The sequence below is a fragment of the Streptomyces sp. NPDC022910 genome, assembly GCF_055561075.1.
Genome location: NZ_JBVHHL010000003.1, coordinates 297661 through 317920, shown reverse-complemented (window position 1 = coordinate 317920; position 20260 = coordinate 297661). Strand labels below are relative to the sequence as shown.

At 68.6% G+C, this 20260-nt stretch carries 15 protein-coding genes; 8 read left to right on the top strand and 7 right to left on the bottom strand.

All coding sequences use genetic code 11. The annotated features are described in order from the left end of the window. The first annotated feature begins 137 nt into the window (after positions 1-137). The 5 genes from ACZ3TS_RS04815 (at position 138) to ACZ3TS_RS04795 (ending at position 8401) form a co-directional block, all read left to right on the top strand. Positions 138-1415, top strand: a complete 1278-nt coding sequence (locus tag ACZ3TS_RS04815; RefSeq protein WP_467613628.1) for a glycosyltransferase — start codon at positions 138-140, stop codon at positions 1413-1415. Further along, positions 1412-3055: an ArnT family glycosyltransferase gene (locus tag ACZ3TS_RS04810; RefSeq protein ID WP_467613627.1), complete on the top strand. Its 1644-nt coding sequence runs from the start codon at positions 1412-1414 to the stop codon at positions 3053-3055. The genes ACZ3TS_RS04815 and ACZ3TS_RS04810 overlap by 4 nt, the downstream gene beginning before the upstream one ends. After that, positions 3052-4380 (top strand): glycosyltransferase, encoded by a 1329-nt coding sequence (locus ACZ3TS_RS04805; protein ID WP_467613626.1) that lies wholly within the window; start codon positions 3052-3054, stop codon positions 4378-4380. The genes ACZ3TS_RS04810 and ACZ3TS_RS04805 overlap by 4 nt, the downstream gene beginning before the upstream one ends. Next, a complete protein-coding gene (locus ACZ3TS_RS04800) occupies positions 4377-6803 on the top strand; it encodes a galactose oxidase-like domain-containing protein (RefSeq protein ID WP_467613625.1) in 2427 nt (808 codons plus the stop codon). Before ACZ3TS_RS04805 ends, ACZ3TS_RS04800 begins: the two co-directional genes overlap by 4 nt. A 275-nt stretch (positions 6804-7078) precedes the next feature. After that, a complete protein-coding gene (locus tag ACZ3TS_RS04795) occupies positions 7079-8401 on the top strand; it encodes a glycosyltransferase 87 family protein (RefSeq protein WP_467613624.1) in 1323 nt (440 codons plus the stop codon). A gap of 39 nt (positions 8402-8440) precedes the next feature. On the opposite strand, the gene ACZ3TS_RS04790 is transcribed toward ACZ3TS_RS04795, so the two are convergent. From ACZ3TS_RS04790 to trhA, 3 genes are all read right to left on the bottom strand, one after another. Further along, positions 8441-9175 (bottom strand): Mut7-C RNAse domain-containing protein, encoded by a 735-nt coding sequence (locus ACZ3TS_RS04790; RefSeq protein WP_467613623.1) that lies wholly within the window; start codon positions 9173-9175, stop codon positions 8441-8443. Between the two features lie 34 nt (positions 9176-9209). Beyond that, positions 9210-9860 carry a TetR/AcrR family transcriptional regulator gene (locus ACZ3TS_RS04785; protein WP_467613622.1) on the bottom strand — a complete coding sequence of 217 codons (651 nt, stop codon included), beginning with the start codon at positions 9858-9860 and terminating at the stop codon, positions 9210-9212. 316 nt (positions 9861-10176) lie between these two features. Further along, entirely contained in the window at positions 10177-10890 is a 714-nt protein-coding gene (gene trhA / locus ACZ3TS_RS04780) for a PAQR family membrane homeostasis protein TrhA (RefSeq protein ID WP_467613621.1), read from the bottom strand. A 306-nt stretch (positions 10891-11196) separates the two neighbouring features. Between trhA and ACZ3TS_RS04775 the strand changes: the two genes are divergently transcribed. Next, the gene (locus ACZ3TS_RS04775) at positions 11197-13074 is read left to right on the top strand and encodes a phosphoenolpyruvate carboxykinase (GTP) (RefSeq protein WP_467613620.1); all 1878 of its coding nucleotides are present in this window, start codon (positions 11197-11199) and stop codon (positions 13072-13074) included. Between the two features lie 144 nt (positions 13075-13218). On the opposite strand, the gene ACZ3TS_RS04770 is transcribed toward ACZ3TS_RS04775, so the two are convergent. The 4 genes from ACZ3TS_RS04770 to ACZ3TS_RS04755 are packed head-to-tail and all read right to left on the bottom strand — an operon-like array spanning position 13219 to position 17606. Beyond that, positions 13219-13803, bottom strand: a complete 585-nt coding sequence (locus tag ACZ3TS_RS04770) for a hypothetical protein (protein WP_467613661.1) — start codon at positions 13801-13803, stop codon at positions 13219-13221. Positions 13804-13807: 4 nt separating this feature from the next. After that, on the bottom strand, positions 13808-15343 hold the full coding sequence (locus tag ACZ3TS_RS04765; protein WP_467613619.1) for a substrate-binding and vWA domain-containing protein: 1536 nt from the start codon (positions 15341-15343) through the stop codon (positions 13808-13810). After that, positions 15340-16515, bottom strand: coding sequence for a toxic anion resistance protein (locus tag ACZ3TS_RS04760; RefSeq protein WP_467613618.1), 1176 nt, complete (start codon positions 16513-16515; stop codon positions 15340-15342). Before ACZ3TS_RS04760 ends, ACZ3TS_RS04765 begins: the two co-directional genes overlap by 4 nt. Then, positions 16512-17606, bottom strand: coding sequence for a substrate-binding domain-containing protein (locus ACZ3TS_RS04755; RefSeq protein ID WP_467613617.1), 1095 nt, complete (start codon positions 17604-17606; stop codon positions 16512-16514). The genes ACZ3TS_RS04760 and ACZ3TS_RS04755 overlap by 4 nt, the downstream gene beginning before the upstream one ends. Positions 17607-18128: 522 nt before the next feature. On the opposite strand from ACZ3TS_RS04755, the gene ACZ3TS_RS04750 reads away from it, so the two are divergent. Next, positions 18129-18812 (top strand): L,D-transpeptidase family protein, encoded by a 684-nt coding sequence (locus tag ACZ3TS_RS04750; RefSeq protein WP_467613616.1) that lies wholly within the window; start codon positions 18129-18131, stop codon positions 18810-18812. 357 nt (positions 18813-19169) lie between these two features. Further along, positions 19170-20114 carry a glucose-1-phosphate thymidylyltransferase RfbA gene (gene rfbA, locus ACZ3TS_RS04745; RefSeq protein ID WP_467613615.1) on the top strand — a complete coding sequence of 315 codons (945 nt, stop codon included), beginning with the start codon at positions 19170-19172 and terminating at the stop codon, positions 20112-20114. The last annotated feature ends 146 nt before the right edge of the window (positions 20115-20260 follow it).

The window sequence follows — 20260 nt, the reverse complement described above, 5'->3', positions numbered from 1 at the left end:
GGGCCGCTCGTTCCGAAACAAGCTATTTATCTGAAGAGCTCCCGGACTTCACAGTTCCCTCCTAATCTCTCCACGGTGACGCGACAGGTATGACTCACTGTCGCGACAGGGGGTTTTTGGGGATCTGGGGGGATCTGTTGCTGACGTCTGTCTTCATCGCTGCCGTTTCGCTGGCCTTGTTCTGGATGGCGGCCTTCACTCTGTGGTGGCAGATGCACGCGTGGCGCACGCCCGAAGTGCTCGCCTCCACCCGGTTCAGCAGCCCGGACGGCGCCGATCATCTGTCGTTCTCGCTGCTGCTGCCGGCGAGACACGAACAGGCCGTGCTGGACCACACCATCCAGCGGCTGCTGGAATCGACCCACGCCGACTTCGAGATCATCGTCATCGTGGGGCACGACGACCCGGAGACCGCCGAGGTCGCCCGGAGGGCCGCGGCCCGCGACGAGCGCGTCCGCGTCGTCGTCGACCACCACGAGAAGAAGAACAAACCGAAGGCCATGAACACGGCGCTGCCGCACTGCCGCGGCGACGTCGTCGGGGTCTTCGACGCCGAGGACCAGGTCCACCCGGAGCTGCTCGCCCATGTGGACCACGCCTTCCGCACCACGGGCGCCGACGTCGTCCAGGGCGGGGTCCAGCTCATCAACTTCCACTCCAGCTGGTACAGCCTGCGCAACTGCCTGGAGTACTTCTTCTGGTTCCGCTCCAGGCTGCACCTGCACGCGCAGAAGGGGTTCATTCCGCTCGGCGGCAACACCGTCTTCGTCCGGACCGACGTCCTGCGGGAAGCCGACGGATGGGACGCCAACTGCCTTGCCGAGGACTGCGATCTGGGTGTGCGGCTGTCCAGCGTCGGCAAGAAGGTCGTCGTCGCCTACGACTCCGACATGGTGACCCGGGAGGAGACCCCCGGCTCGCTGATGTCCCTGCTCAAGCAGCGCACCCGCTGGAACCAGGGCTTCCTGCAGGTCTACCGGAAGAAGGACTGGAAGCAGCTCCCCGGCTTCGGGCAGCGGCTGCTCGCCCGCTACACGCTCATGACGCCGTTCCTGCAGGCCTTCTCCGGCGTCATCATCCCGCTCAACGCCGCGATCGCCCTCTTCCTGGACGTGCCGGTCGGCGTCGCCTTCCTCACCTTCCTGCCGCTCGTGACCGCCGCGGTCACCTTCGTCTTCGAGGCCGTCGGACTGCACGACTTCGGCAAGCAGTACGGACTGCGCGTCCGCCTCGTCCACTACGTCAAGCTCATCGTGGGCGGCCCCTTCTACCAGGTGCTCCTCGCGGGCGCCGCCGTCCGTGCCGTCTGGCGCGAGCAGCGCGGCCGCAACGACTGGGAGCTGACCAGCCATGTCGGCGCGCATCTCACGGCGGTCGGCGTGATCCGCGAGTCCCGAGAGGACGTTCCTGCGTGACCTCCACTCTTCCCGCGGCGACCGATACGAAGGTCCCCGCGCAGGGCACACGTGTCCCCGAAACCGTTCCCGTTCCCCGACTGGTGTTCCGTTTCCGCGGCTCTCGTCCCGATCTGCTCCTGTGCGGGCTGCTCCTCGCGGCGGTCCTCACGGTGCAGGGCTGGAACATCGCCGCCTACCCGACCCTCAGCGACGACGAGGGCACCTACCTCGCCCAGGCGTGGGCCGTGCAGAACGGCCACGGGCTCGCCCACTACACGTACTGGTACGACCACCCGCCGCTCGGCTGGGTCCAGATAGCCCTGCTGACCTGGATCCCCGCCCGCATCGACCCCCACCTGATGACGGTCGGCTCGATGCGGTTCGCGATGCTGCTGGTCAGCGCGGTGAGCGCGGTCCTCGTCCACGTTCTCGCCCGTCGACTGCTGCTGCCGCTGTGGGCCGCCGGACTCGCCATGGTGCTGTTCGGGCTCTCCCCGCTGTCGGTGGTGCTCCAGCGCGAGATCTTCCTCGACAACATCGCCGTGATGTGGACGCTCCTCGCGTTCACCCTGGCCGCGTCCCCGAGCCGCCACCTCTGGCACCACTTCGGAGCGGGCCTCGCCGCGGCGGCGGGCGTCCTCACCAAAGAGACGATGCTCGTCGTCCTCCCCGCCGTCTTCCTCACCATGTGGCGCCACAGCCACCGCGACACCCGTAAGTTCGCGCTCACCGGCGCGGTCACGGCGTGCGTGCTGATCGGGCTGTCGTATCCCCTCTTCGCCCTGCTCAAGGGCGAGTTGCTGCCGGGGTCGGGCCATGTCTCCCTGTGGGACGGCATCACGTACCAGATGAGCCGGGCCGGCTCCGGCTTCATCTTCGACCCCGGCTCCGGCTCCTACGGCGTCCTGCACTCCTGGCTCTACTACGACCGGGTCCTGCCCGTCGGCGGTCTCGCCGGAGCGCTGATGATCCTGCTCACCTGGCGCTGGTCGGTCACCGCACGGGCACTGGCCGGCCCCGCGCTCGCGGTCGTGATCCTGACCCTGGTCGCGATGCGGCCGAGCGGCTATCTGCCCGCGATGTACGTCATCCAGGCCCTGCCGTTCCTGGCCCTGGTCCTGGCCGGCGCCGCCGCGAGCGTGGCCCACGCGGTGCTTCGGCGCCGGCGCGGTCGTACCGAGAAGCAGTACGTCACCTGGGTGCGGTACGCCGTGGCGGCGCTGCTCGTGGCCGCCGCCGGGGCCTACGTCGTGCCCCGCTGGTACGACGGCGACCGCACCGCCGTGACCGCCGACGCCAACGCCCCCTACCGGGCCGCCTCGCACTGGCTCGCGGGCGAGGTGAAGGACCCGAAGGACACCAGGGTTCTCGTCGACGACGCGCTCTGGCTCGACCTCGTCCATGCCGGGTACCGGCCGGGGCTCGGCGTCATCTGGTTCTACAAGGCCGACCTCGACCCCGCGGTCACCAAGACGATGCCGCGCGGCTGGCGCGACCTCGACTACGTGGTCGCCTCTCCCACGGTGCGGCGCGACGCCGTCGACCTGCCGAACGTCAGGGCCGCCATTCAGCACTCCACGCCGGTCGCCACCTTCGGTACCGGCGCCGACCGGATCGAGATCCGCAGGATCGACCAGGCCGCGGGAGGCGACCGATGAGCCATGAATCCACCGTCCCCGGCAAGCGGGGCGATCCGGCCGTACGGGCCGCCACCGCTGGTGAGCCGAAGGGGCGCGCCGGTGTCGAGAGGCAGAACGCGCGCAGGCCCGAAGGGTTGAGCACGATCGCCCTCTCGACACCGGCCGAGGCGCCCCGGAGGGGAACCGAGCGCCGAAATGAGGTGCCCGAACCGGGTGCCGTCACCATCGTCGTACCGACCTTCAACGAGTCGGGGAACATCCGCGAACTGCTGCACCGGATCACCGAGTCGGTGCCGTCGCGGCTGCCCTGTGAGGTCGTCTTCGTCGACGACTCCACCGACGACACCCGCGACGTGATCTTCCGTGAGGCGCAGGACTGCTCGTTCCCGGTCACCGTGCTGCACCGGCAGGAGCCGGTCGGCGGGCTCGGCGGGGCCGTGGTCGAGGGCATGAAGGCGGCCGGCTGCGACTGGATCGTCGTCATGGACGGCGATCTGCAGCATCCGCCCTCCCTGGTACCGGAGTTGGTCGGCACCGGGGAGCGCACGAACGCCGGGCTCGTCGTCGCCTCCCGCTACATCAAGGGCGGCAGCCGCGCCGGACTGGCCGGCGGCTACCGGATCGCCGTCTCGCGCGGCGCGACCTGGCTGACCAAGTCGCTGTTCCCGCGCAGACTGCGTGGCATCAGCGACCCGATGAGCGGCTTCTTCGCCATTCGCCGCAGCGCGGTCACCGCAGAGGTCCTGCAGCCCCTCGGCTACAAGATCCTCCTCGAACTGGCCGTGCGCAGCAGGCCGCGCCGGGTCACCGAAGTGCCGTTCGTCTTCCAGGACCGGTTCGCCGGCGAGTCCAAGTCGACCGCGCAGGAGGGCTTCCGCTTCCTGCGCCATCTGGTCGGGCTGCGCACCGCCTCGCCGGTGGCGCGCATGGTGGCCTTCGGGCTGATCGGCGCCACCGGTTTCGTACCGAACCTGGTCGGCCTGTGGGTGCTGACCAGGCTCGGAGTGCACTACCTGCCGGCGGAGATCCTCGCCAACCAGCTCGGCGTCGCCTGGAACTTCCTGCTCATCGAACAACTGCTGTTCCGCGAGCGGCGACGGCACCGCCGCTGGTGGGACCGGGTGGGCCGGTTCGCGCTCCTCGCCAACGCGGACCTGGTGCTGCGCATCCCGCTCATCGCACTGCTGGTCGGCACGTTCGGCGTGGGCGTCCTGCCCGCGACCGCGCTCGCGCTGGTCATGACCTTCGTCCTGCGCTTCGTGGGGACCGAGGCGCTGGTCTATCTGCCGCGCCGGGGCCGCACCCCCGGGAGCGGGAGCCGCACAGCAAGGAGAGCCGTATGAGAACCGTCCGCAGACTCCGCATATCCCGTAGACGCAGAACCGCCCTGCTCGCCGTGACGGGCCTGACGGCGGGCCTGCTCCTGACCTCGCCGCAGCCCGCGTCCGCCGCCAACCTCGTCAAGAACCCCGGCTTCGAGACCGCCGGAACCGACGGGATGCCGTACTGCTGGGAGAAGTCCGGCTGGGGCGACAACGACTTCACCTTCACCACCACCAGCGACGCCCACACCGGCGGCAAGGCCATGAAGGTCGAGCTGACCCGCCGCGTGAGCGGCGACCGCAAGGCGCTCATCACCGAGTCCGCGAGCTGCGCTCCGGTGGTCACTCCGGGCAAGCAGTACGACCTGTCCCTCTGGTACAAGTCGACGACCCCGGACACCTCGGTCACCCTCTTCCGGCACGACAGGACCGCGGGCTGGCAGTACTGGACCGACCTGAAGACGCTCGACATGAGCGCGGCCTGGGCCCGGGCGAGCGTGCGCACCCCGGCGGTCCCGGACGGCACCGACCTGATCACCTGGGGAGTGTCGGTGTACGGCACCGGGTCCGTCACCACCGACGACTACACCATGGAGCAGGTCGCCGACCCGTTGCCACCCGCCCAGTGCACGGGTACTGCCGACCAGTGCGCGAACGGAAGCTGGACGGTCCTTCCCACCCAGAACCCGGTCCGCTCCATGCACTCCGTCGTCCTCAACAACGGCAAGGTGCTGCTGATCGCGGGCTCGGGCAACAGCGAGGAGAACTTCAACGCGGGCACGTTCACGAGTGCGGTCTACGACCCCTCGAACGGCTCGTACAAGGTGATCCCCACTCCGAAGGACATGTTCTGCGCCGGGCACATCCAGCTCCAGGACGGGCGTGTGCTGGTGCTGAGCGGTAACAAGGCGTATCCGGTCACCGGCGGGCACGGCTACGAGGGGTTCAAGGACTCGTACATCTTCGACCCGGCGACCGAGACGTACACCAGGACGAACGACCTGAACGACGGCCACTGGTATCCGTCGGCGACCGAGCTCGGCAACGGTGACGTGATCTCCTTCGGCGGGCTGCGCGAGGACTCCACGGGCTCGGTGACCACCGAGTACTGGTCAGACGCCGAACAGCAGTGGCTGCCGCTGTGGAAGGTCAACCAGACCTGGTCGTACTGGGGTCTGTACCCGTCGATGATCCTGATGCAGGACGGCCGCCTCTTCTACTCCGGCAGCCATGTCTTCGGCAACAACATCCCGGGCACCGGCTCGGCGATCTACGACTACGACGCCAACACGATCACGCAGATCCCGGGCCTGCAGAACAAGGACGAACGCGACCAGTCCGCGAGCGTGCTGCTGCCTCCGGCCCAGGACCAGAAGGTCCTCACGATCGGCGGCGGCAACATCGACTCCAACCCGGACGCGAACCGGCTGACGGACATCATCGACCTCAAGCAGGCCGACCCGCAGTACGTCGCGGGACCGCAGATCCCGCAGGGCACCGTCGACCTCGGCAACGGAAAGGTCGCCGAGACCGGCAACCAGGGCAAGATGTACGTCTCCGCCGTGCTCATGCCGGACGGCAAGGTCCTGGAGACCGGCGGCGGTCTGCACAACCGGGCCGACCCCGTCTACGAGGCGTCGATCTTCGACCCGAACACCTCCACCTTCGACCCGGTGACCGCCGACCCCGAGGCCCGCGGCTACCACTCCTCCGCGTTCCTGCTGCCGGACGGCCGCATCATGGCGACCGGCGACAACCCGGGCAACGGCACATGGAACCACAACGTGTCGATCTATTCGCCGCCGTACCTGTTCAAGGGCACCCGCCCGACGATCACCTCGTTGATCACGAACGAGTGGACGTACGGCACCACGCAGCGCATCACCGTGGACCGGCCCATCGCGAAGGCCGAGTTGATCCGTCCCGCGGCGGTCACCCACTCCTCGGACCCGAACCAGCGGTTCGTGGACCTGCCGCTGTCGGTGAACGGCAACAACGTCGACCTGAACGTGACGAGCAACCCCAACCTGGCCCCGCCCGGCTGGTACATGCTCTTCGCGGTCGACGCGAACGGCGTCCCCTCGGTGGCGAAGTGGGTCCACCTGCAGGGCCCGGCGGCCCTGAGTGCGAGCACCGCCTCGGCGCACGTGCACTCCTTCGCCGACTCCCTGGAGGGCAAGACGGTCAGCCCCGGCAAGAAGCGTGCCTCGCAGAAGGTCAGCACGACGATCTCCGGCTGCGACCGGCACTACGGCTCGGCCAACGTGTGTGTGCCGACGGTGTTCCCACCCGAGGTGAAGAAGACGACGGCAGCGCGCTGCGCCTGGCTCAAGGCGAACGACTACGGCCGTCTGAAGGTCAACGGCAGGGACGACCCGCTGGGCCTCGATCCGAACAAGGACGGGGTGGCCTGCGGGAAGGGTGATGTGAGGAAGAAGCGCTAGGCGTCGACGGGCCCGCAAGATTCACCTCGCATGCGACGGGCGGGGAAAGCCAACTGGCTTTCCCCGCCCGTCGCATGCACCCGGAACCCGGCGCCAAGCCCGCCGAACGGGCGAAAAGTGCCGCAGCCGTGCCAGGCGCCCGTGCTACGAGGCGGTGGCTCCCCTAGGGTTCCCGTGCTCTTTCGCCATCCTTTGGTCTGAAACATCCGACGCCGTTCGTCCGGAGCAGGGGCCTTCACGTGCATGCGGTGCGCGGCACGAAGGAAAGGAATCTCATGATCGGCCACCAACGGGACCGGGGACGACAAGCGGGACCGCTCTTCGAGTGGGGGATCAGCAGACTGCTGCTGCTGATGTTGGTCTTCGGCCTGGTCTCCCTGCCGGTCGTGGACGGGAACGACGGCGAACTTGCCATCTACCGGCAGTGGCTGTACGTCTTTCAGTCCGGGAGCTTCCCCGTAGGCGACGAGACCTGGCAATACCCCCCGGGCATGTCCCTGGCGGTCCTGGCGCCCGCGCTGCTGCCGGTGCTCACCTACAAGCACGCTTTCTTCCTGGCCGCCTTCCTGGTCGACGCCGCCGTGTTCGCCGCGCTGGTGCGCACCGGCCGTCGAGAGGGGCGCAGCATGATGGGCGCCTGGGTCTGGACGATCGGTATCCCGCTGCTCGGGTCGATGCCCTACGCACGCCTGGACATGACGGTCACGGGCATCTGTGTGGCTGCTCTGCTCTGGCTGCCCACCCGTGCCCGAGTCGGGGGTGCCCTGGCCGGCGTCGGGGCAACCATGAAGCTCTGGCCGGTGCTTGTGCTGCTGGGGGTCGGGTCGGGAGGGGCCATGCGTGCGGCGTGGAAGCGGGCCCTGGGAGCCGCGGCCGGTCTCTGCCTGGCGCTCGGCGCCGTCCTGCCAGGGGCGTGGTCCTTCCTCTCCGGGCAGCGGGACCGTGGTCTCCAGATCGAGTCGTTCGGCGCGCTGCCCTTCCATGTTGCCCGCCACTTCGGCTGGCCCGGACAGGTGAATCTGTCCTATGGGGCGATGCAGTTCACGGGGCCGTACGTAGACCTTGTGGCGCACGCACTCCTGGTACTGAACGTCCTGGGTCTGGCCGGGCTGGTGTGGCTGAGGTTGCGCCTTCCGGCGAGCTTCTTCACAGGCGCCGCGCCCTCCGTCCTGGGTCTCGCCGCCGTGTTGCTCTGCATCTTCACCAGCCGGGTCTTCAGCCCTCAGTTCATGATCTGGGCCGTGGGACTCGTCGCCGTCGGCACCAGCTGGCGCACCTCAGGGCTGCGGATTCCGGCCCGCATGATCCTCGCAGCGTGCGGTTTCACCTTGGTCCTCTACCCGTTCACCTACTGGAACGTCATCAACAGCACCTGGTCCGCTGTCGTCACACTGGCCGTGCGCGACGCGCTGCTGGTAGCCGCCGCGGTGTTCGTCCTGCGCCCGCTGTGCACCTCGGCCACCGCGGCCAGGACCGCGCCGGTTCAGGCAGGTGGGCTGGTACCACGGCCACATGCGGCGGACGAGGCGGTGGCCGCGGGCCGAAGTCCACTGCCGACGTCGTCCCACCTCCCCGGGCCTCATACCGCCAACACGTAGCCGACCAGGCAAGACAAGATCAGAGGACCGGACGAAGCACTACTGGGCCCGGCTCCGGAACTCGGTCAGGGCGCGTTCCACGATGGCCTCGAGCTGTTCGTGGTGCGCGCCCTTCCAGTAGGCGCGGCCGCACTCGCCGCACTGGGCGAAGACGTCGTACGACCGTCGTGTGCCGTGTTCGAGCTGGTCGGCGACCTCTTCCTTCGTGGCGTCGCGGAGCAGGCCGTTGCAGGCGGTGCACCGCGTCCACGGCCGCAGCTCGGGCGCGAACCTGTGGAGCACGTCGCGGAGTTGGTCCTCGGGCCGGGTGCTGTACACGAACGCGCCCGCCCACAGCTCGCGGCGGCGCAGCAGGCCCCGGTCGCGGCTGAGCATCACGCGCTGCTCGGCCGCCGAGCGGGCGGCGAGCGCCGGATCGCCGATGTCCGTGGACTCGTATGCCGCGTCGACGCCGAGCAGGCGCAGACGGCGGGCCAGGGTGCCGAGGTGGACGTCCAGGAGAAAGCGGAGGGGGGCGCCGGGCACCTGCTGGGGGCGCTCGACGGGGCGTACCTCGATGGACTCGCCGGCGGCGGGCACATGGGAGGAGGACGAGGCGAGGCCGTCCACGACGAGCGCCCCGACCTCGGTCAGCGGCACCCCCAGCGACTCGACGACATGGCCGAGCGTGGAGGCGCCGTCGGTGACGACCTTCGTGGCCCGCCCCCGTCGCCCGTGCGGGACGAAGAGCCCCAGCTCGGGGGCGAACGCGATATGGATCTCGGGTCCGTTCACCTGGTCAGGATGGCACGCGGACGGCGCACGACGCCTAGGATTTCCGCCGCTCGAGACCGTGCTCCAGCACGTCGAGCGTGCGGGCGACGTACTCCCCGATGTCGCCCTGCTGCCCGTGTTCGGCCCAGTAGCGGGAGGTCTCCATCAGCGCGCCGACGACGCTCATGCAGTACACGCGCACCTCCAGGTCGTCGGGGTCCCGCCCGGTACGCTCGGCCACCACCCGGCACATCATCCGGCCGGTCACGGACATGCTCTCGGTCATCCGGGAGCGGACCGCGGGCACCTCGACCATCAGACGGCCGCGCAGCCGCATCTCCTCGGGCGTCTCGTACTCGCCCGACATGCTGCGTTCGACGGCGCTGCGCACCACGTACCGCAGCGACTGAAGCAGCGGTTCGTCGGCGGGCCGGGCCCGCAGTTCCTCCTCCAGGATCGGGTCGTACTCGTCGGTGACGACGATGTCCTCCTTGGTGGGGAAGTACCGGAACACCGTGGAGGGGGAGACCTCGGCCGCCTCCGCGATCTGCTCGATGGTGGTCGCGTCGTATCCCTGCTCCTGGACCAGCCGGTACGTCGCCTTGCGGATCGCCATACGAGTCTTGATCTTCTTCCGCTCGCGCAGCCCCAGACGGGGTTCGGCGGCGGGAGTCCTGCGGTGTGCGGTGGCGGCCATGGTCGTCATTGTCGGGCATCCTCCGGTGCCGGGACCATGTCGGGGTTCTCCTCCGGGAGAGACCCCCGCCGAGGTCCCGGGCCATGGTCGGCAGCGCCACGTTGAGGATCGTCATGTCGAATCCGAGCACCAGCATGCTCGCGACCAGGGCACCGAGGGCCCACCAGCGGCGGGGATCGCGCCGCACGTCTTCGGTATCAGTGACAGTGGCCATGAAATGAGAGTAGCTATCAAAATATTGACACTATCAATGAGGAGCTTCTCGCGACATACGAAAAATGGCCACGGCTTGTGAGCCGTGGCCAGGGGGCAGGGGAGTGGAGCGCTACGTGTGCTGGTACGCCACCAGGGAGATCCCCACGTAGTGCACGACGAACGCCGCGAGGGTGAAGGAGTGGAAGACCTCGTGGAAGCCGAACCAGCGCGGTGACGGGTTCGGCCGCTTGATCCCGTAGACCACGCCGCCGGCGCTGTACAGCACTCCGCCGACGATGACGAGCACCAGGACGGCGATCCCGCCGGTGCGCATGAAGTCGGGGAGGAAGAAGACGGCCGCCCAGCCCATCGCGATATAGCAGGGGGTGTAGAGCCAGCGCGGGGCGCCGACCCAGAAGACCCGGAAGGCGATGCCGGCCGCCGCGGCGCCCCAGATGCCCCACAGCAGCCACCGCCCCTTCGCGCCCGGCAGGAGCAGCAGTGTCAGGGGGGTGTAGGTGCCCGCGATGATCAGGAAGATGTTGGCGTGGTCGAGCCGGCGCAGGACGCCGTCCATGCGCGGGCTCCAGTTGCCGCGGTGGTAGAGCGCGCTGACCCCGAAGAGCAGGCACGCCGTCAGAACGTAGATGCCGCAGGCGATTCGCCCCCGGGGTGAGTCCGCGAGGGCGGTGAGGATCAGGCCCGCGACGAGCACGACCGGGAACATCCCGAGGTGCAGCCAGCCGCGGAGCTTCGGCTTGACCTGGTGGGGCAAGGAGAGCGCGACGGGACCGCGGCCGGCTGTCGGCGAGTCCGTGGGCGCGTCGGGGACGGACGCAGTCATGCGCGGCATGGTACCTACGGAACCGTAAGTTACGGATCAAAGTGCGACCGATATCACCCGGGCTGTCCGGCCTGTGCGGGTGCGATGCCGCGGCAAAAAATCTTCCAGCTGAACCCTACGTGCACGCAAAGAAACGGCCACACGTGGCGATCCTCACTCCGCTCAGCTGTGACGTCCTCTGGACAGATGGGCAATCTCGTCGGATGATCAAATGAGTGCGGTCGGCACCGGATGAGCGGCTACGAAGCATCCGGGTCGCAGCCCCCACGGGGCAGTCAACAGAAAACCCCTCATCTAGGAGCAATCGTGGCGCGCGACAACGCGGCTCCCTCAACGGTCCCCACCCAGCACAAGGAACTGATCTCGTGGGTCAACGAGGTCGTCGAACTGACGCAGCCGGACAGCGTGGTCTGGTGTGACGGATCCGAGGCCGAATACGAGCGACTGTGCGAGGAGCTCGTCCGCAAGGGCACGTTCAAGAAGCTCGACCCGATCAAGCGCCCGAATTCTTACTACGCCGCCTCCGACCCGACCGATGTCGCGCGGGTCGAGGACCGGACGTTCATCTGTTCCGAGAAGGAGCAGGACGCGGGTCCGACCAACCATTGGAAGGCCCCCGCCGAGATGCGGGAGATATTCCAGGGGGAGAACGGTCTGTTCCGCGGCTCCATGCGCGGTCGCACGATGTACGTCGTGCCGTTCTGCATGGGCCCGCTGGGCTCGCCGCTCTCCGCGATCGGCGTGGAGATCACCGACTCCGCGTACGTGGCGGTCTCCATGCGCACCATGACGCGCATGGGTGAGGCGGTCCTCGACGAACTCGGCTCCGAGGGCTTCTTCGTCAAGGCCGTCCACTCCCTGGGCGCCCCGCTGGAGCCCGGCCAGGAGGACGTTCCCTGGCCCTGCAACCAGACCAAGTACATCTCGCACTTCCCCGAGAGCCGCGAGATCTGGTCGTACGGCTCCGGCTACGGCGGCAACGCGCTGCTCGGCAAGAAGTGCTACGCCCTGCGCATCGCCTCCGTGATGGCGCGCGACGAGGGCTGGCTGGCCGAGCACATGCTGATCCTCAAGCTGACCCCGCCGCAGGATGACCCTGCGGCCCGAAGGGCCTCGTTTGAGGGTGGTGGGGAGCGACGGGAGGGCGAGTCGAAGTACGTCGCCGCCGCCTTCCCGAGCGCCTGCGGCAAGACGAACCTCGCCATGCTGGAGCCGACGATCTCCGGCTGGACCGTCGAGACGATCGGCGACGACATCGCGTGGATGCGGTTCGGCGAGGACGGCCGCCTGTACGCGATCAACCCCGAGGCCGGCTTCTTCGGCGTCGCGCCCGGCACCGGTGAGCACACCAACGCCAACGCGATGAAGACGCTGTGGGGCAACTCCGTCTTCACCAACGTCGCCCTCACCGACGACAACGACATCTGGTGGGAGGGCATGACGGAGGAGACTCCGGCCCACCTCACCGACTGGAAGGGCAACGACTGGACGCCGGAGTCGGGGACCCCGGCCGCCCACCCGAACGCCCGCTTCACCGTCCCCGCCTCCCAGTGCCCGATCATCGCGCCCGAATGGGAGGACCCGAAGGGCGTGCCGATCTCGGCGATCCTCTTCGGCGGTCGCCGCGCCACCGCGGTCCCGCTGGTCACGGAGTCCTTCGACTGGAACCACGGCGTCTTCCTCGGCGCCAACGTGGCCTCCGAGAAGACCGCCGCCGCCGAGGGCAAGGTCGGCGAGCTTCGCCGCGACCCGTTCGCGATGCTGCCGTTCTGCGGCTACAACATGGGTGACTACATGGGCCACTGGATCGAGGTCGCCAAGGACAAGGACCAGTCCAAGCTGCCGAAGATCTACTACGTCAACTGGTTCCGCAAGAACGACGAGGGCAAGTTCGTCTGGCCGGGCTTCGGCGAGAACAGCCGCGTCCTGAAGTGGATCGTGGAGCGCCTCGAGGGCAAGGCCGAGGGCGTCGAGACCCCGATCGGCGTTCTGCCGACGAAGGCCGCGCTGGACACGAACGGCCTGGAGCTGTCGGAGTCCGACCTGGAGTTCCTGCTCACCGTCGACAAGGACGTGTGGCGCGAGGAGGCCGCCCTGGTCCCCGAGCACCTCAACACCTTCGGCGACCACACGCCGAAGGAACTGTGGGACGAGTACCGCGCGCTGGTGCAGCGCCTGGGCTGACGCCCCCGTATGAACTCCGCGGCCGGTCGGACTTGCCCTGACCTGCGACGTCGACAAGACCGGCCGTGGTGACAGCACCCGTACAGGCCGGGGCCCCGCACAACGGCGTGCGGGGCCCCGGCCTGTACGGGTGCTGCGCGCGGCTCACTTGGAGCGGTCCTCCAGGTACCGCGTGTGGGTCTCCTGCCGCCGTGCCTCCGTCTCGCGCAGGGCCGAGGCGAGCCGGTCCGCCTCGTCGTGGAGCAGGGTGAGCTGGCGCTCCAGATGACGTTCCGGCGGCTCCTGCCCCGGTGCCAGCCGGTTCCACCAGCGGGTCCTTACGAAGGTGTCGACGGCCTCCGGGATGTCCTGCCGCACGGCCCGTGACAGCGAGTGCACGCCCTCGGGGTCCTGCGCGAGCACCTCGGCGACCCAGCCGGGCTCCAGCAACCCGGACAACAGCTCGGTCAGTTCGGTGAGCCGGCCGGAGGCGGCGGGTGGCAGTTCGACGTCCGCAAGATACGGGCGCAGCTTCTCGAAATCGTCCCGCAGCTCGTCCAGTTCGGCGGACGCGTCGGGAAAGTCCGGCAGCGTGGGACGCTCGGGCGGGGCGATCAGCGCGCCGGCGCCGTACAGCCCGGCGACGACGACGGGCCAGTACGGGCCCGCGACGCCGGTGAAGGTGAGCACGAGACCGGCAAGTCCGCAGGCGCTCCCGGTGAGGTTCTTCCGGGACTCGACGTACCGCATGAGCCTACTGGTAGCCACGGATCTCCTCGAAGGCGCCGTCGAGCGAGCCCTTCCGGGCGTCGAACAGACGCCCGCCGGTCAGGTCGGCGATGTGCTGCAGCTCCGCCCGGTCGGAGTCGCCGAAGAGGATGGGAAAGACGGGGATGTCCCGCTGGTGGCCACTCAGCCGGCCGTGGAAGCCGTCGAAGTCCCCGGCCCCGGCGCCCGTGGTGTTCTCGCCGTCCGTCATCAGCACGATCGAGGTGAAGGTGTCGCGGTCGTCGCCGAGGTGCTCGTACGCCTTCTCCAGGGACGTGTAGATGGCGGTGTCACCGTCGGCACTGAGCGCCCGGGTGTCCGCGCGGATGGCGTCCAGGCCCCGTTGCGGATCGGAGGGGCTGACGACATGCGTCCGCACGCTCTTCACCTGCGACCCGAACGGCATCAGCGTGACCTCCTCGCGATCGCGGAAGTCGCCCGTGAGATCGGTGAGGGCCTTTTTCAGCCGTGCGAGGCGGTCGCCCTCCATCGATCCGGAGGTGTCCAGGACGTAGACGGTCCGGGACGGCCGACGCAGCTTGTTCTCGTACGCGTCGAGAAGGCGGTCGGCCACGGAACGCGTGCCCGGGAAGGGCAGTTCCCGCCGCCGGCTCGGGTCGAGACCCGCGGCGGGCCGTACCGACGCGACCACCGGACGGCGGTGCGTGCGTTCGGTGATCAGCCGCTGCACGGCCGGGGTGCGCAGGGCGTCGGCGAGACGGCGGACGTCGTCGCGGGTGCCGGGGCTCGTCGAGGCCAGCGAGGAGAGAGGGTAGTCGGCGGTGACCACGCCGTCGCGGGGGCGGATCACGGTCAGGCCCCGGATGCCCTTGAGGACGGATTCGTAGTTGAGCAGGGCGTCGACGCTGCCGCGGCGGGTGTACGCGGTGGCCAGCCAGCCGGACGAGCCCGATGTCAGCTTCTGCCCCTTGAAGAACTCCTTCAGCTTCGGGGTGGCCTTGGCGACGTCCGCCTCGGTGAGCGCGGACTGAGCGCCGGACAGCCCGGAGGCGACCGAGATCAGCGTGGAGAACCCGGAGTTGGAGCGGGCGGGGTCGGTCATGCCGTAGGTGAGCCTGCCGTCCTGTACGGCCTGCTCGACCTGCGACCAGGTGACATGGTCGGGCTTCCAGTGGAGTGCGCTGATGGTCCGGGGCTTGACACCGATGGCGACCGGGCTGGACATGACCGGCGTCTCGGAGACGACCTTGCTCGCGGCGTCGGGGCGGAGGCGGAGGTAGTCGTCGGAGGAGAGCCACAGGGCGTCGTACGCGCCGTCGACCTTGCCCTTCGCCAGGAGGTCCACGGCGTCGAGGGTGCCCATGTAGGTGGGCCGGACGGTGATACCGGTGCTCTTGCGTACCTGGTCGAGGACCGGCGCCATGTCGCTGAGCTCACTGGAGGCGAGGACGCGCAGGGTGCCGGGTCCGGGCGCGCCGCGGTCCTTCGGCTCGTCCTTCTGGGCCGTACAGGCGGTCAGCAGGACGGCGAGCCCGGCGACCACGGCCAGACGTCGTCTCATCCGAGCCCCCCCTCCAGCGCGCCCTGCGACCGGCTCCGCTCCAAGTACGAGCTCGCCTCCTGCAGTTCCGCCGTCAGGGACTCCACCGTGGCCGCCATGGTCTGCGTCGCCTGCGCCTTGTAGGTGTCGATGGCGTCGAGGGTGCGGTAGATCTGCTGGAAGGCCGAGCGGAGCGTCTCCGCGCCGACCGCCGGATCGGCGGCGATGCGCTGGATCTCGCCGCTCTGCGTCGCGAGCATCTCGGCGTTGCCTCGGATGAGGTCCTCGGTGGTGCCCCGCAGGGCGTTCACCTGGTCGACGACCTTGCGCTGGTTGTCCAGGGCGGAGGCGAGCATCACGGAGATGCGCAGCGCCGAGACGGTCGTGGTGGCCGCACGGTCCACGCCCTTGATCAGTTCGTCGTTGTTGCGGCGCACGACGTCCATGGCGAGGTAGCCCTGCGCACACACCGCGAGCTGGGTCAGCAGGTCCTGGTGCTTCTGCCGGACCGGGAACAGGACATCGGCCCGCAGGGTGTCGCCCCGAGCGGGATCGGCCGCCTCGACGCCCGCGATGTGCTGCTCGACCGCTGTGTCCAAAGCCTCGGTGAGTACGACGTACTCCTGAAGCTTGCCCATGGTCTCCCAGAGGCGCACGCGCTCGGTCTGGAGTGCCGCGTTGTCGCGGCGCAGTTCGTCCTGACCGCCGCGCAGGGACCCCACGATCTTGTTCAGGGTGCCTTGCGCGGAGGCGTACTTGGCGACGTGGTCGCGCAGCTTGTTGCCGCCGGGGAGCCGGGAGAGGAACTTCCGCCCCTTGTTGGCCGGCAGGTCGCGCGGATCCAGGTCCTCCACCACCCGCCGCAGTTCGACGAGCGAGCCGCCGACCCTCGACTGGGCGTCCTCGCCCTTTCCGGGCAGGCTGCGGATGGTGCGCTCCAGCATACGGTTGGACTGGGCGGCGGCGTTGCGCATCTCGCTCGCGCCGAGCGCGGTGATCTCCCCCACCCTGCCGGCGAATTGGGGAGAGCGGGCGTCGAGCGCGGCGAGCCCCTCGATATAGGCGGTGGCCTTCCGGTCCATGTCCGCGCGTACGGAGTCGTCGAGCGGTACGAGCCCGCCGGCCTTCTCCCGCGGCACGGGGGCAACGGGCTCGGGCGGGGTCAAGGTGAAGGCGTCGTCGTTGTCGGTCATGTGCGGTCTCCCCCCTGGGCCCGGGCCCGGCGCGCCATCTCGTGCAGCACCGCGGAGGTGGGCACGGGCGCCTGCCGGATGCCGGTCAGCTTCTGGTTGAGGTACGAGGTGTACGAGGCGGTGGCCGCCGTGAACTCGGCGGTGTCGCCCTGAGGCCGGAACCCGTGCCGGACCTCCAGCTTGCGCAACGCCGGGTCACTGCCCAGGAGGTCGGCAAGCCCGCGCCCCTCATCGGTGAGCGGCACGACCGTGTGGTCACTGTTGACGGTGGTGTCCGGGTAGAGGACCACCAGGTCGTCGGGGTTGTGATGCTCCTCGAGCAGGGAGGCGACCTGCGATTCGTAGACGAGGACGAGCGGGTTGCCGGCGCCGCTGACGAAGTCCCGGAAGCCCGCGTCCGAGCTGGACTGCTGGGCGCCCTGGACGCTGACCAGCTTGCGCAACAGGGGCGCGGTGCGCTCGACGTCGGCGTCACTGGCCGCCACGCGGCCGCCGTTCGCGACGTAGGAGGCGGCGGCGAGGTAGAGGGCGCCGGAGTTGGAGGTCTCCGGGTCGGTGCTCGCGATGTAGAGAGTGCCAGTCAACTCCCCATACTTCATCGCCCCCTTGAGTTGCTGCCAGGTGCGGTCGTGCCGGGCCGCGTCGAGGTACGCGGCCATCTTCAGAAGTCCGCGGTTCTTCCCGGCGAGCGTGGCCAGGCCGTTCCCGGCGAGCACCTCAGCGGCGCCGCGGTGGGCGACGACGACGAGCGGCGAGTAGAAGGGACGAGGGAGGGTCCCCCGTACCTTGTACTTCGCGGCGAGCTCGGCGGCGGGCGCCTGGCTGGAGGGGAAGGCGACGTCGTACCCCTTGAGGTCCAGCCCCTCCATGGCCCACGACCCGGAGGTCTCCGTCTTCACGGTGTAGCCCTTGGCGGCGAGGGCCTTCACCACGTCCGGATCCGCGAAGAACTCCGCCTTCTCCGATCCGATCACCACGCGCACGGTCTTCGTTGCCGTGCCCTTGTCCTCGTTGTTGCGGCCCGCGACGACGGCGGCCACCACGCCACCGATCAGCAGCACCGCGAGGACGATTCCTGCGATACGTCTCACGCCGGGAGCGTGCTCCCGGAATCCAACATTCCCCGCTTCCGAGGGTGAACAGCCAGTGACGTACCGGTCCCGGTACGCTACCGGAATCAGCCACGCCGCCAAGCCTGCGGCAGGCGCTGCAGGGGCAACCGCACCGCCGTTCAGCAACGCACGACCTACTACGTCGTCCATGACACCGGCACGGCGTACTCCTCCATGACGGGCAATCAAAGGGGAAGGGAAGGAGGCGAGCCATGGCGGATGACCGGCTTCGCCTCCCCGGGCGCTCCTGACCGATGACAGTGCCCCGGGCCGGCTGTCCGGCCCGGGGCACTGTCGTGTTCTGTCGTCATCTCTCGCGTGGTCAACCGTTCCGGGAGGGCGGCTGGTCGTTCGGAGTGACAGCCGTGGTATGTCCGTTTGATAGGAAGAAGAAGTGTCAACGAGTCCCCTGGGACGCCGGGAATTCCATGGACGGGCACGAGAGGGAACCTGATGGCGAACAAGCAACGAGTCCGCTTCCAACGGAGTCCTATCCGGACCGTGACGGGCGTGGCGTTTTCGCTCGTGCTGGTCGCCGCCCCAGTGGCATCGGCCGCGGCCACGGGGGAGTTCCGCCCGGCAGAAGACGACGGCACCACGGAATGCCGGCTCGCCACGGGGCCTTATCAGCGACGGGTGGAAAAGTATCTGGGCCTTCCTCAGGACGGAAAGCAGTCCGAGGAGGACTGCACGGCAATCCGGGGAATGCAGCAGAAGTACGAGATCACCCCGGCGGACGGCTATGCGGGCCTCGTGAGCTACCGAGCCGCGATCGTGGACTGGGCCACGGCGCACAGGACGTCACTCACCGGATGCCCGATCCGGTCGAAAGTCGTGGTCTGCGTGGATCAGTCCCGCCAGTTGCTGTGGGTGCAGAAAAAAAGGAAGATCACCTTCGGGCCCGTCCCCGCCCGTACCGGGATGCCGGGTCACGCGACGCGCAACGGTCGGCACCGGATTTACAGGCGCGTGCAGAGGTTCTGGTCGCACCTGTACCCCGGCCCGATGCCGTACAGCCAGTTCTTCGACCGGGGTGAGGCCCTCCACGCCAGCTACCGGCCGATTTTCGAGGATCCGGGATCGCACGGCTGCGTGAACCTCCGGTACGACGACGCCAAGGCACTGTGGTCCATGCTCCGCATCGGTGACGGCGTCTACGTCTGGGGCACCAGAAAAGGCAACTGACCCTGTCCGGGCCGCGGGCGCGGAGACCGGAGGCCGCGCTGACGGAGCGGCCGGCGTCAGCGCACCGTGCGCAGGCATCGGCATGTATGGAGCCAAGCCCGGGGAGACGCACTTCAGGCAGCGGCCGAACGAGGCGACCTGCACCGGCATCGGCAGGAACCAAGGTTGCCGGGGCAGCGGGAAAGCCACCGCGATCGCCGAGGAGGTCGCTGGCTATGGCGGTTCGGCTCACGCTGCAAGGGACCTTGCGGGTGGGCAATCGAACCGATCAGTGATCGAACCACGCTGATGCATCGAAGTCGGTCCATGACCGTGTAAGAAAGCGGCATTAGCGGGCAATTCACCTATCGTGATCGCATGCGCGGAATTTTGTTGGCCGGGGGTACCGGCTCGCGACTGTGGCCCTTGACCCGCTCGGTGTCGAAGCAGCTGTTGCCAGTCTTCGACAAGCCCATGGTCTATTATCCGCTTTCCACGCTGGTGATGGCCGCTGTCCGGGAGATTCTGGTCATCACCACGCCAGAAGATCAGCACCAGTTCGTCAGGCTGCTCGGCGACGGCAGTCAATTGGGCCTGCGGCTGGAATACGTGGCACAGGAGCGCCCGGAGGGGATTGCTCAGGCTTTCATCCTGGGGGCCGAATTCATCGGTGACGAGTCGGTCGCCCTGATTCTGGGCGACAACATCTTTCATGGGAGCGGCCTCGGCACCCGGCTGGCCCGCCACGAAGACCTGAAGGGTGGAAGGGTGTTCGCCTACCAGGTCGCCAACCCCTCTGCCTACGGCGTGGTGGAGTTCGACGACTTGGGCCGGGCACTGTCCATCGAGGAGAAACCGGCCCGGCCCAAGTCCCGGTACGCCGTGCCCGGGCTGTACTTCTACGACAACCGCGTCGTGGACGTGGCACGCGGACTACGGCCCAGCGCAAGAGGCGAGTTGGAGATCACCGACCTCAACCGCGTCTACCTGGACGCCGGGACGCTGCACGTCACCCGGCTCGACCGAGGCACCGCGTGGCTGGACACCGGAACCTTCACCTCCATGGTTCAGGCGTCGGAATTCGTCCGGGTGATCGAGGAGCGCCAGGGTTTCAAGGTCGGCTGCATCGAGGAGGCGGTCTGGCGGGCAGGCCTGATCGACGACGACCGGCTCCGGGAACTGGCCCAGCCGCTGCTCAAGAGCGGATACGGGCATTACCTGATGGGGTTGCTGGAGGACTCCCGATACCTCGTCATGCCCCAGCGCGGCACTGGATCGCGTCGGGAGGCACTGCTGAGAACGGCGCAGGGCGCTTCTGTGTGACGGCGTCTCTTCCTGCGGAGCTGTGTTCTGGTTGCCTTTGCGGCGGGGCGTCGTCTTCGCATGCCGCGGCAAATGCTGTGTCCGTCCCGACGGACCGGAGAACTGCACCTGCCGCCGGCCGCAGCCCGACGATGGCTGTGACTGGC